The sequence below is a fragment of the Streptomyces sp. NPDC057939 genome, from assembly GCF_042887545.1.
Classification (GTDB): Bacteria; Actinomycetota; Actinomycetes; order Streptomycetales; family Streptomycetaceae; genus Streptomyces.
The window spans coordinates 123,908-136,458 of record NZ_JBHVPG010000020.1 but is presented as its reverse complement, the minus strand read 5'-3'; the positions used below and the strand labels follow the sequence as shown (position 1 = coordinate 136,458).

At 71.2% G+C, this 12,551-nt stretch carries 10 protein-coding genes; 3 read left to right on the top strand and 7 right to left on the bottom strand.

The window, feature by feature from the left end; genetic code table 11:
• Both ACFVS6_RS22330 and ACFVS6_RS22325 read right to left on the bottom strand, forming a co-directional pair.
• Positions 1 to 733 (bottom strand): transglycosylase family protein (locus ACFVS6_RS22330; RefSeq protein ID WP_389706183.1); only part of this gene is annotated, 733 nt, incomplete at its 3' end.
• Positions 734 to 1,152: 419 nt separating this feature from the next.
• Complete coding sequence (locus ACFVS6_RS22325; protein WP_389706182.1) at positions 1,153 to 2,664, bottom strand: hypothetical protein; 1,512 nt, start codon at positions 2,662 to 2,664, stop codon at positions 1,153 to 1,155.
• 95 nt (positions 2,665 to 2,759) lie between these two features.
• Between ACFVS6_RS22325 and ACFVS6_RS22320 the strand changes: the two genes are divergently transcribed.
• A complete protein-coding gene (locus tag ACFVS6_RS22320) occupies positions 2,760 to 3,299 on the top strand; it encodes a WcaF family extracellular polysaccharide biosynthesis acetyltransferase (protein WP_319192642.1) in 540 nt (179 codons plus the stop codon).
• Positions 3,296 to 4,414 (top strand): glycosyltransferase, encoded by a 1,119-nt coding sequence (locus ACFVS6_RS22315; RefSeq protein ID WP_389706180.1) that lies wholly within the window; start codon positions 3,296 to 3,298, stop codon positions 4,412 to 4,414. The genes ACFVS6_RS22320 and ACFVS6_RS22315 overlap by 4 nt, the downstream gene beginning before the upstream one ends.
• Positions 4,415 to 4,505: 91 nt before the next feature.
• Here the strand turns inward: ACFVS6_RS22315 and ACFVS6_RS22310 are convergent, their stop codons facing one another.
• The 4 genes from ACFVS6_RS22310 to gmd form a co-directional block, all read right to left on the bottom strand.
• Positions 4,506 to 4,721: a DUF6458 family protein gene (locus ACFVS6_RS22310; protein ID WP_281210803.1), complete on the bottom strand. Its 216-nt coding sequence runs from the start codon at positions 4,719 to 4,721 to the stop codon at positions 4,506 to 4,508.
• Positions 4,722 to 4,852: 131 nt separating this feature from the next.
• Positions 4,853 to 5,548, bottom strand: coding sequence for a hypothetical protein (locus ACFVS6_RS22305; protein WP_389706178.1), 696 nt, complete (start codon positions 5,546 to 5,548; stop codon positions 4,853 to 4,855).
• 94 nt (positions 5,549 to 5,642) lie between these two features.
• Positions 5,643 to 8,420 (bottom strand): LamG-like jellyroll fold domain-containing protein, encoded by a 2,778-nt coding sequence (locus tag ACFVS6_RS22300; protein WP_389706176.1) that lies wholly within the window; start codon positions 8,418 to 8,420, stop codon positions 5,643 to 5,645.
• Between the two features lie 244 nt (positions 8,421 to 8,664).
• Positions 8,665 to 9,678, bottom strand: a complete 1,014-nt coding sequence (gene gmd / locus ACFVS6_RS22295; RefSeq protein WP_281210800.1) for a GDP-mannose 4,6-dehydratase — start codon at positions 9,676 to 9,678, stop codon at positions 8,665 to 8,667.
• Between the two features lie 287 nt (positions 9,679 to 9,965).
• Here gmd and ACFVS6_RS22290 point away from each other — a divergent pair, with 287 nt between their 5' ends.
• On the top strand, positions 9,966 to 10,910 hold the full coding sequence (locus ACFVS6_RS22290; protein ID WP_389706175.1) for a GDP-L-fucose synthase family protein: 945 nt from the start codon (positions 9,966 to 9,968) through the stop codon (positions 10,908 to 10,910).
• A 14-nt stretch (positions 10,911 to 10,924) separates the two neighbouring features.
• On the opposite strand, the gene ACFVS6_RS22285 is transcribed toward ACFVS6_RS22290, so the two are convergent.
• A complete protein-coding gene (locus ACFVS6_RS22285; RefSeq protein ID WP_389706173.1) occupies positions 10,925 to 12,412 on the bottom strand; it encodes a sugar transferase in 1,488 nt (495 codons plus the stop codon).
• Positions 12,413 to 12,551: the final 139 nt, after the last annotated feature.

The window sequence follows — 12,551 nt, the reverse complement described above, 5'->3', positions numbered from 1 at the left end:
CCACCACGGCCACCTGAAGCTCCGCACCCACCGAAGCCGCCGCCACCTGCGTCACGTTCGACAAAGCACCGGCCACCGCGTTCACGTCACCGAAGGTGCCCCATGAACCGTTCCCGTTGCGGACGGTGTGGTAGAGCTTGCCCTCGTTGCTGACGGCCAGGACGTGCGTGTCGCCGTTGATGCCGGCTTCCGCGACGGCGCGGACGCCGCCGGGTACCGCGGCCGCCTCACCCTCGACGTTGCCGAAGCGGGTCCAGGTGCCGTCGGCGAAGCGCGTCGCGTGGTGCAGGCCGTTGCCGGAGTCGACGAGCACCTGCGCCTTCCAGGACTGCGCGGGGGCGGGCGGGGTGGGGGCGTCGGGGTAGGGGTCGGCGTGGTCGGTGCCGAGTCCCCGGCTGCGGCCGCAACTCGGCCAGGCGCCCGGGCCCTGAACGGCCAGGACCTTCTCGGCTATCAGGATCTGCTGCTTCTTGGTGGCCTGGTGCGCGTACGCGGCGTACGCCGTGCCGCCGAAGGCCCGCCAGGTCGACGCGGAGAACTGGAGGCCGCCGTAGTACCCGTTGCCGTTGTTGATGCTCCAGTTGCCCGAACTCTCGCACTGGGCGACCTTGTCCCAGGTCGCCACGCCGGCCGCCGAGGCCGAGGTGGTGCCCAGCGAGAGCGCGACGGACGCGCCGATGGCGACGGTGGCGGTGAGCGAGGCGAGCGCGGTCGTACGACGGCGAGCGGGCATGACGGATCCCCCGGGATGAAGACGTGGATGTACTGCGGACGCGCAGCGGTGTGGTGATCGGGGGTGCGCTTTTCGGCCGCACCACCCGTTGTTCCCCGGCCCCCGCGGGCCGTTGACACGATCATGTCCGCTGGTCAGGGGCCGTTCCAAGGGGTTCCGGCCGGCCTGAAGGGGCCCTGGCCGCAAGCGTCCGTCGGGGCTCGAATCGGCGGTCGGGAGCGCGGTCGGGAGGCGTCACCGCCGCCCGCGCCCGGACATGCGGAAGCTCCGCTCGCGGGTGTCGGGCGAGCGGAGCGGCATGGGCGGGGCGGCATGGTGCGGCGCGAAGCGGGCAGCGCAGGTACGGACAGCGCGGCGGGCGCAGGAGCGCGTGTGGAGCGGGGCGGACCCGGGGATGCCGGGCCGCGGCCCCCGGCGCGTCAGCGCAGGGTGGTGCCCTTGTCCGTGCGGTACGTGGCCACGAGCGCGAGGCACATCGCGGCGATGGCGACCCGGCCCGAGGCCTGGAGCAGGGGACCGCGCAGCAGGATGAAGGAGTAGCCGGCGACGAGCGGGACGACGACGGAGATCAGGCTGCCCGGTGGCGAGCGGCGGGTGGCGCGCTTGGCGTAGCGGCGGTCCACGCGGGCCGCGGCGTAACCCATGCCGAGCAGTCCGGCGCCCATGCCGAGCGGGCCGAAGTCGATCCACAGCTCCGCCCAGATCGGGGAGGAGAGGTTGGTGTTGACGGTGCCCATCCACGTGCCGACCATCACGCCCGTGTCACGCGGCTTGCCGGGCCAGACCGAGCGCGGCACCGCGAAGAAGATGGAGCCGGCGAGCTGGCGGCCGTAGAAGTGGCCGGGCCCGGAGTTGGAGTAGGTGATGGTGTTCGCGAACATGCCGACCTGGTCGTAGTCCTTGAGCGCCATCGGCTCCAGGAACGAGGTCGTCTCGACCGGCTTGTAGTTCTTCTCGTCGTAGCGGAAGCGGTCGGCGAAGGGGAAGACGAGGAGGGCGATCACCACGGCCATGGACAGGGCCACGCGGTACATCGCGGCGCTCACCGGGAACACGGTGAAGAGCAGCGCGAACATGACCGTGAGGAACCAGTAGCGCGGGTTGGAGATCGGGTTGTTGACGATCAGGTTCAGCCCGGCGAGCGCGGCCCAGGTCACGATGACCGACACCTTGCGGCGGGCGAACTTCGAGGTGATCAGCCAGCGCGTGTACAGGAGCAGGGCGAGCAGCGCGGGCACCGTGCCGAAGCCGCGGAGCAGGGCCTGGCCGGCCTGGCCGTCGCCGTTGGAGACGCCCGCCTCCTCGATGCCCGCGATGATCTCCTGCCGGCTGGAGAAGAACACGGCCGGGCCGCCCAGCTTCATGATGAAGGCGGCGCTGCACAGGAACGCGATGACGGTCAGGAGCTGGAGCCGGCGCCGGTGGGCCATGACCGGCCGCGCCTCCTTCTGCGAGCCGCCCGCGCGGCCGGTGGGCCGGTGGCGGGCCAGCAGGACGCCGACGTCGAAGGCGGTGCAGCCGAGCAGGACGAGGCCGACGGCGACGGTGAGGTCGGAGCGCGGGCCGACGACCGGGGTCGGCACCTGTCCGAGGACGGCCTGGGCGAGGGGGGCCACGCCCATGGCCATGTAGACGAAGAGCCAGAAGGAGCCCTGGAGCAGCTTGCGGCGGCTCGTGAGGACCATGGCCGAGAGCCGGGCACCGGCGTACATGGCGAGCAGGAGCTGGAGCCAGAAGGCCGCGTCGCGGGCGCCGGCGCCGGATTGGGCGGCGACGAAGAACGGCAGGAAGACGGTGAAGCCGAGGGCGAGCGGGACGGACAAGGCCCGGGAGAGCAGGGTGCGCGGGGTGGTGACCCTGCCCCACTTGGATTCGTCCTCGACGGGGGGCGCCGCGGGCGTGACGGTGGGCTTGCGTATGTCCGTAGCCACTGTTGCCCCCACCCCTGTGCGTGATCCGCGCGCAGTCTAGTCTGAGCGGTCTGCGCCCGGGGAGGCGCGTCGGGGTGGACGATGAGGGGCGACTGGTGCGTGATCTTCCTGCCTTCACGCTGGCCGGGTACGACAAGGGGCGCGGGCTGCTGACGCAGGCGCTCTGGTTCGCCGTGATGAACACGGTGTTCATGGCGTGGTTCTGTCCGGCGCGGCTGCGCGTGGCATTGCTGCGGGCCTTCGGGGCGAAGATCGGCGAGGGCGTCCTGATCCGGCACAAGGTGCGTGTGCTGTGGCCGTGGAAGCTGACCGTCGGGGACCACACCTGGATCGGCGAGGGCGCCTGGTTGCTGAACCTGGAGCCGGTGACCATCGGGGCGAACGTGTGCCTGTCGCAGGAGTCGATGCTGTGCACCGGTTCGCACGACCACCGGGCCGCCGACTTCCGCTACCGCAACGCCCCGATCACCGTCGAGGACGGCGCGTGGGTGGCCGTACGGGCGACCGTGCTGGCCGGGGTGACCGTGGGCCGCTGCGCGGTGGCGGGCGCGGGCGCCGTCGTGCACAAGGACCTCCCGGAACTGACCCTGCAGACCCAGGACGGCCGCCGCCGCCCGGTGGAGGAGCCGAAGTGAAAGTACTGCACGCGGTTACGCTGCACTCCCCCTCGCACGCCTTCGGCGGGCCGGTACGGGTCGCGCTGAACCTCGCCAAGGGGCTGCGCGCGCGGGGCCACGAGGCCCGGCTGCTCGCGCTCGGCGAGGGTTTCCCCGAGCCGTGGCCCACGGACGTGGAGGGTGTTCCGGCCAAGCTGTTCCCGGCCCGGCGGATCCTGCCCCTCGGCTTCAGCGGGATGACCTCGCCGGCCCTGCTGGTCTCGGCGGGCCGTCTGGTCCGGGAGGCGGACGTGGTGCACGTGCACCTGGCCCGGGACCTGGTGACCCTGCCGGTGGCGCTGGCCGCGCTGCGCGCCGGCAAGCCGCTGGTGCTCCAGACGCACGGGATGGTCGACCCGAGCGACAAGGCGCTGGCCAAGGTGCTGGACGCGGTGGCGGTGCGTCGTCTGCTGCGCGGTGCCGACGCCGTGCTGTACCTGACCCCGCACGAGCGGGAGGGGCTGGACGCGGTGGTCGGCTCGCCGCTGGAGCGGTCCGTACGGCTGGTCAACGGCACTCCGGCGCAGGAGGAGCGGCCGCCGCTCGACGGACCGCCTCGGATCCTGTACTCGGCGCGGCTCCAGGCCCGCAAGCGGCCGGTGGACTTCGTCGACGCCGCCCCGGCGGTGCTCGCGGCCCACCCGGAGGCGCAGTTCGTGGTGGCGGGACCCGACGAGGGCGAGCTGGCGGCCGTCCGGGCCCGGATCGACTCGCTCGGCCTGGACGCGCGGTTCACGGTGCCGGGGGCGCTGTCGAGCGCCGAGGTCCTGGCGGAGCTGCGGCGGGCCCACGTGTACGTCCTGCCGTCCGTCGAGGAGCCGTTCCCGATGTCGGTCCTGGAGGCCCTCGCGGTGGGCGTGCCCTCCGTGGTGACCCACTCCAACGGCCTGGCCCGCGACATCGCGGCGGCGGGCGCCGGCCGCGCCGTCGACCCGGGCCCGGAGGGCGTGGCCCACGCGGTCCTGGACCTCCTCGACCCCGACACCAACCGCAAGGCGTCCCACGCGGCCCGCGAGCTGGCGGCCGCCTCCTTCTCGATGGACGCGGTACTGGACACCCTCCTGCCGGTGTACGAGGGGGCTCTGCGCCGCTGAGGCCGCCGGCCCGCCCGTGCGGCCGGCGCCCCGGGTCCTGTCGTCGAAGTCCCGTTGCCGCCCGGAGGCGGACGGGGTCCGACGACAGGCCCTAGATGACGTCCCGGCGTTCCTCGACGACCGGGAACGCGGCCGTGGCGCGGCGGCGTTTGAGGACGCTCGCGTAGACGGCGAGGCCGACGCAGCCGGCCGCCATCATGATCAGGCCGACGAGGTCGAGGTTGACGCTCTCCAGCTCCCAGTCGCTCGCGAAGGTGAGGATGGCCCCCACCACGATGAGGGCGATGCAACCGCCGATGCCCCGCATAGGATTCGCCTCCGCTGTGTCGTGTGACGGCGCGGGTACCCCGAACGCGGGCACGAAAACGCCGCCGTGGCCCGGGTGTTGCGGGTTCGGCGGCGTTCTCGTGGTGGTGCCGGGAGCTCGGAGGGTACGGACTAGGCCGGGATCCAGGCGAAGCAGCCCGTGGAGTTGAACGTGGCGGCGCCGCCCGGGACGGTGGCCGTGATCCTGTCGCCCGCCTTGGGCGGGGCCTCGGGCCCGGAGGCCAGGACGGAGCCGTCCTTGCCCTTCGCCTCCCAGGTGCAGGTGGTGCCCTGGGTCAGCGCCCGGTAGGTGCCCGCCGCGGGCGCGTTGCGGGTTCCGTCGCCGAAGCCCTTCTCCGCGACGGTCAGCACCGGCTTCTGTTCGGGGCACAGGTGCGTGATCGCGTCCTTCGCGCCCTTGATCTCACCGGAGATGATGGCCGCGGTCGCCGCGTCCTTGTCCCGCTTCGCGGTGCGCTCCACCCGCTGGCAGGCTTCCTCGCCGGTCTGCAGGACGGCCGCCGGGTCCATCTTCTCGGGGACCCGGCCGCTGAGGTACTTCTTCTCGTTGTCCTTGAAGCTGCCCGTCTTCGGGGTGAGCTTCGGGTCCGGCACGACGGGGCCCGTCGGCTTGGCGTCGGGGGCCACGGACGCGGCCGGCCCGGAGGGCGTCGGTGAGGCGTCCGCCGGGTCGGGGACCGAGGAGGAGGCCGGCGGCTTCGGCTTGACCGCGGCCCCGGCGTCGGCCTTGCCGTCGTCGGAGGAGCAGGCGGTCAGCGTCAGGGCGGCGGCCAGCAGAACAGCAGCCGCTGCGGAGCGTCGGTACATCAGGTGGCTCCCGTACTTACTGGGTACTCGGGGTGGAGAGGCGGACGGGGCCCGGCGTCACCAGCGGTGGCCGGGCCCCGTCCGCACTCGGCGGTTACTTCGGGCCGAAGGTGAGGATCAGCTGCGGGGCGGCGTCCGCGGCCGTCGACTCCGAGGACCAGATCCACATCGGGTCGGTGCCCGTGCTCGTCAGGCCCAGGCCGGCGCTGGTGCCGAGCAGCGAGGAGACCGCGGCGGTGTCCAGCTCGACGCTCTGGATGGCCGAGCCGTCCGGCACGCCCGCGATGCTGCCGAGCGGGGTGGTGCCGAGGGTGGGCTTGGTGTTGAACGTCGTGCCCGCGCCGCTCCAGGTGCCGGTGACCGGGACCACGGACACGGTGTCGGCGGTGCCGGCACCCGCCTGCGAGCTGGTCTTGAACTGGAGCGAGGCGGCCTTCAGGACCTGCCCGGACGGTGCGGCCGGGAGGGTGAAGCGCAGGTACGTCTCGTACGCCGAGGTGCCGCGCACCGCGAGCGAGGTGGACGTGCCGTAGGCGGCGTTCGGGGCGCCCTGGTTGATGTAGGTGTCCTCGGACGTGACGACCTTGGAGACCGTGTCGGTGGGCGCCTTGGCGAGGTCGAAGTGACCCTTGACCTGTGCCTGGGTGAGGACCGTCGGGTAGACGGCCGTCTCGTCGATCTGACCGGCGAAGAAGTTGCTCGTCGGGCGGGTCGGCCAGCTTCCGAGGTTGTCACCGCCGACGTGCCAGTAACCGGCGTACGGGGTGGAGTTCGTGGCGCTGTTGGTGCCCTTGTTCTGACCGTCCACGTACAGCGTCATGCCGCCGGGGCCCTGCGTACCGACGACGTGGTGCCACTTGTTGTCGTTGTACGTCTCGAAGAGACCGGTGGAGATGGTGCGGGTCGAGCCGTTGTAGACGCCGAAGATCAGACGACCGGTGTTGGTCATGTAGATCTGCTTGTCGTACGAGCCGCTGCTGTTGACCGTGTTGTTGCCGAAGCCGATCAGCTTGCCGCCGCGCGTGGTGTTCGTCTTGAACCACGTCTCGATGGTGTAGGTGGCTCCGACCGACTGGCGGTGGTCGCTGTACACCTGCTGGCTGGTGCCGTTGAAGCCCATGGCCGTGCTGGAGCCGGTGACGGCGCCGGGGGTCTGGCGCAGGGTCGGGGCGTTGACCTGGATGCCGCTGGTGTTGCCGCCGTTGGAGGAGTCGGCGACGTACGGGCTGACGGTGTCGTCGTAGCGCCAGTACAGCTGGGCGCCGTCGCTGCGGACCTTGTCCGGGTAGGCCTGGACCGAGGTCGGGATCGTCACGGAGACGTTCGCCGACAGGGCGCTGGTGTTGCCGGCGGCGTCGGTGGCGGTCACGCGGTAGGTGTAGGCCTGTCCGGCCTTGACCGTGGTGTCGTTCCAGGAGGCCTGCGGGCGCTCGAACTCCAGGGAGTCGGCGTTGACCGTGGCGATCGGGGTGCCCGAGCCGTTCCGGTAGATCCGGTAGGTCAGCTTGCTGTCGTCCTGGTCGTAGCTGGTGCGCCAGCGGACCTGGGCCTCGCCGGGCTTGACGCTGGAGGCGCTGGCGACCGGGGTGGTCGGCGCGCCGACGTCACCGGTGGAGGCGAAGCGGGTCAGGCCCTGCTGCGGCTCGCCGTTGATGAGCGTGAACTCACCGCCGACCCACATGTACTTGACGTCGTTCTTCTCCGCGACGGACATGACGCGCGGGCCGATGCCCTCGCCGATGCCGTCGTTGGCGTTGGGGTGCCAGCCGAGCTTGCGCGGGCCGCGCACGAAGCCGTCCACGGGCGCGGGGGCGACGCCTTCGTGGTCGGTCCGCTGGGCCAGCAGGAAGTTCCGCTTGCCGTCGGGGAACTCCAGCTCGGTGGAGCAGTCGTGCGCGTGCGAGGAGCTGTACAGGACTCCGTCGTACGGCAGGACGTACTGGGTCGCGCCGAGGCAGCGGTCGCGCCACTTCTCGCTGAAGTCGGGGTTCAGGCCGATGCGGCCGTCGAAGACGCCGCCGCCGGAGCCCTCGTTGCCCGTGTAGTAGCCCGTCGCGTCGGCCGAGATGTCCTTCACGACCGAGTTCGAGGGGATGTTGTTGTAGGTCTTGGTGACCGCGCCAGTGGTGGCGTTGACGACGGCCAGCGCGTGCGAGTTCGCGTTGTTGACCGAGAAGAAGTCACCGCCGAGCAGGACGTTCTTGCCGTCGTTGCTGATCTCGATGGCGCGGCCCGGCTCGTCGGCGTTGGCGACGAAGGGCTTCAGCGCACCGGAGGAGGCGTCGACCGCGGCGAACCGCTCGCGGGTCTGGCCCTCGACGGTGTTGAAGTCGCCGCCCGCGTACAGGGTGTCGTCCGTGACGGCGAGCGCGCGCACGGTGGCGGGGAAGCTCGGGTGGAACGAGGCCTTGGGGGTGCAGCTCTCGATGTCGATCGCCGCGACGCTGGAGACCGGGGTCCCGTTGACGGCGCCGAAGTAGCCGCCCGCGTACAGGGTCTTCTTGTCCTTCGAGACGACCAGGGCCCGCACGGTGGCGGTGCCTTCGCCGACCGTGAAGGCCAGCTTGCAGGAGGTCGGGTTGCCCGTGGCGGCGTCGAGCGCCACGAAGTTCACGGCTTCCTGCTCGGTGCCGCTACCGGCGCCCGCGGGCGGGTTGACCGCCGAGAAGGTACCGCCGGCGAAGACGGTTCCGTTCGCCTGGTCCATCGCAAAGACGATGCCGTTCGGCTGCCAGGTGGGCAGTTCGTCGGCCGTGAATGCCACCGGCGGCGTGATGGCCGACGCCTCGGGCATCAGCACCAGGCCTATGCCGGCGCCGGTGCCGGCCAGTGACAGGACGAGGGCAGCAGTCAGCCCTCTGGATCTACGCATGAGCCCCCCAGGGCAATCGCCCGGTTTGATGGCTGAAATTATCCGAACAGCCATATGTACTGGCGCAGACTAGGGCTCACGCGAGGGCCCGGTCACCTCACTTGACCCATTGCATACCAACTTGGAATCAACAAGGTTCACGAGGAGGGTGCACTTCGGACATACGGCAGGTTTGCCCCGGTCAGGCCACGAAATACCGCGGCAATGACCGGGACACGGCAAAGCGTAGGGGCAATATAAGCCCTCAGCGGTCGATACGGACCGTCACGCCCGCCAGTTGGTCCTCGACCTGACGAATGTCCGCGTCCACCATGATCCGGGCCAATTCGGGCACCAGGACCGACGGCTTCCAGCCGAGGATCTCCTGGGCCTTGGAGGCGTCGCCGATGAGGGCGTCGACCTCGCTGGGGCGCTCGTACTTGGGGTCGTAGCGCACGTGGTCGTTCCAGTCGAGGCCGGCGTGCGTGAAGGAGGACTCCACGAACTCACGGACGGTGGCCGCGACGCCGGTCGCCACCACGTAGTCGGTCGGCTCGTCCTGCTGGAGCATCCGCCACATCGCGTCGACGTACTCGGGCGCGTAGCCCCAGTCACGGACGGCGTCGAGGTTGCCGAGGTAGAGGTGGTCCTGGAGACCGGCCTTGATGCGGGCGACCGCGCGGGTGATCTTGCGGGTCACGAAGGTCTCGCCGCGGCGCGGGGACTCGTGGTTGAAGAGGATCCCGTTGACCGCGAACATGTCGTAGGCCTCGCGGTAGTTCACCGTGGTCCAGTACGCGAAGACCTTCGCGGCGCCGTACGGGCTGCGCGGGTGGAACGGGGTCCCCTCGTTCTGCGGCGGCGGGGTCGCGCCGTACATCTCCGAGGACGAGGCCTGGTAGATGCGGGTGTCGACGCCGCTGGCCCGGATGGCCTCCAGCAGGCGCAGCGCGCCGAGGCCGGTCACGTCGCCGGTGTAGAGGGGGGCGTCGAAGGAGACGCGGACGTGGGACTGCGCGCCGAGGTTGTAGACCTCGTCGGGGCGTATGTCGCGCAGCAGGTTCACCAGGGCGACGCCGTCGGAGAGGTCCGCGTGGTGCAGGACGAAGGACCGGTTGGCGGTCTGCGGGTCCTGGTAGATGTGGTCGATCCGCTCCGTGTTGAAGCTGGAGGACCGCCGCACGAGCCCGTGCACCGTGTAGCCCTTGGAGAGCAGGAGCTCTGCGAGGTACGAGCCGTCCTGCCCGGTGACGCCGGTGATCAGTGCGGTCTTGCCCATGGGGTCCCCCTGGTGGTGGTTGCTGTTCGTCGTGGTGAGGCTGTGCCTCGGGGTGTGCGCGGGTCGGGCCCCGGCGGGGGGCGCACCGAGCGTTCGGGCCGCGGCCCGGGGCTGGATGGGTACCGTACACGTCCGTTGCGGCGGGCTTTGCGGCGGATTCCGCCCTCGACGGCTCGGGCGGAGGCCGCCCTCCCGGAGGTGGGCCGCGGGCGCCGGGGGCAAGGTCCCGCGGTACCGGATCCGGACCGTGCGGAAACCCGCGGCGGCGGACTGGCATCATCGGCGGTATGACAAGTTCGCTGCCGCTCCTGCCCCCGCACGCCCGCGTCTTCGTCGCCGGCCACCGCGGCCTCGTCGGTTCCGCGGTCGTCCGCCGGCTGACCGCCGACGGCCACGAGGTGCTCACCCGGGGCCGGGCCGACCTCGACCTGCGCGACGCCGCGGCGACGGGGGCCTACCTGAGGGACGTACGCCCGGACGCGGTCGTGCTGGCCGCCGCCAAGGTCGGCGGCATCATGGCCAACAGCACCTACCCGGTGCAGTTCCTGGAGGACAACCTCAAGATCCAGCTCAGCGTCATCGCCGGGTCGCACGCGGCCGGCGTCGGGCGCCTGCTGTTCCTCGGGTCGTCCTGCATCTACCCGAAGCTGGCCCCGCAGCCGATCAGCGAGGACGCCCTGCTGACCGGTCCGCTGGAGCCCACCAACGAGGCGTACGCGCTCGCCAAGATCGCCGGCATCGTGCAGGTCCAGTCGTACCGCAAGCAGTACGGGGCCTCGTACATCTCGGCCATGCCGACGAACCTCTACGGTCCGGGCGACAACTTCGACCTGGAGTCCTCGCACGTCCTGCCGGCGCTGATCCGCCGCTTCCACGAGGCCGCGGCCGAGGGGCGCGAGCAGGTGACGCTGTGGGGATCGGGCACCCCGCGCCGCGAGTTCCTCCACGTCGACGACCTCGCGGCCGCCTGCGCGGTGCTGTTGGAGCGCTACGACGGCGACGAGCCCGTGAACATCGGCTGCGGCGAGGACCTGACCATCAAGGCCCTCGCCGAGACGGTCGCCGAGGTGACCGGTTTCCGGGGCGAGCTCGCCTGGGACACCTCGAAGCCCGACGGGACGCCGCGCAAGCTGCTGGACGTCGGCCGCCTCACCTCGCTGGGTTGGAAGCCCGGCATCCCGCTGCGGGACGGCATCGCCTCCACGTACCGCTGGTGGCTCGACCAAAGCTGATTCCACCACGGCCCTCAGTACGCTCCGCGACCGTCGACGACGGCGCGGAGGGTACGGCCCATCACGTCGACGTCGCTGGTGAAGGACCAGTTGTCGACGTACTGGAGATCAAGCTGAATCGTTTCGTCCCAGGACAGGTCGGACCGTCCGCTGATCTGCCAGAGACCGGTCATGCCGGGCCTCACCGAGAGCCTGCGCAGCTCGACCTCGTCGTACTCCGCCACTTCCTCGGGCAGCGGCGGGCGCGGGCCCACCAGCGACATGCTGCCGGTCAGCACGTTCAGCAGCTGGGGCAGTTCGTCCATGGAGGTGCGGCGCAGCAGCCGGCCCACCCGGGTCACCCGGGGGTCGCGGCGCATCTTGAACATCAGGCCGTCGTTCTCGTTGGCCCCGGAGAGCTCCGCCTTCAGCTTGTCGGCGTCCACCACCATCGTGCGGAACTTCCACATGACGAAGGGCTCGCCGTCGCGGCCGATCCGGTTCTGGCTGTAGAAGGCGGGGCCGCGCGAGCCCAGCCGGATCGCCAGGACGACGGCGAGGAACATCGGTGACAGCAGTATCAGGCCGACTCCCGCGCCGATGCGGTCCAGTGCCGACTTGAGCAGGGGCTGCACGCCGCGGCTCACGGGCGGCGCGATCCGCAGCACGGCGAGGCCGCCGGCGGACAGGGTCTCCAGCCGCTTGATGGATATCTCGACCAGTCCCGGGAACACCGCCAGTTCGAGGCCCTCGTCGTGCAGGGCCCACGCCACGCGGCGCAGCCGTTCCCCCGCGATCCGCACGCCGGGCGCGACGAGCACGAGGTCGGCCTGGTGGCTGCGGACGGCACCGAGCACGGCGGCGGAGTCGCCGTTCGGCGCCTCGGACATCCCGTCGTCGAGCCGCGCGGCGACGGGTGTTCCGCTGGTCAGGGCGCCGGCGCCGACGGGCACCACGCCGACGACGACGTACGGGTGGTCGGTACGGGCGGCGAGGTGGGCGATGACGTGCTCGGCCGCCTCGGGTTCCCCGACCACCAGGACCCGGCTGACGGCGTGCGCCTCGCGGCGGGCCGCCGTGAGGTGGCGGTAGGTGAGCTTGTGGCAGGCGACGGTGATGAGCAGCGCCGGCAGCAGCGCCCCGAGGGCCGCCAGTCGCGGGGTGCTCTCGCCCGTCACCACCCGGGCCACGGCGAGCACCCCGATGAGAATCAGCCAGTCATGGAGGACGGGCAGGACCCCTCGGGATTCTCCGAGCACGCGGGAGGTGTAACGGCGCCTCAGCGCCTGCACGCCGGTCCACGCCAGGGCGGCGCCGAGGGCGCAGTACACGGGCCGGGCCTGCTGCGCGGCCTCGAAGACGAGGCCGACGGGCACGGCGGCGCCGAGGAAGTCGGCGGTGACTGCGGCGGGCAGGTACCAGCGGGCCTTGTCACCGAGCCGCCGTACCGGGGCGGTTGCCGGCCCATCCGACTCGGAGACTGCTCTGGCCACCCTTTGCGCAGGAAAATGGACATGCCTCATGGGCCCCCCTGGCACGTGGTCTATGACGTTGGCGCGTGCCCGCGGCTTCCCCTGGCAACGAGCGACTGTCGCACCGGGAAACAGTACGACAAACACCCGTACGGTAAATGCCGTTTGCGTTAACGAGAGCTCTCGTTGC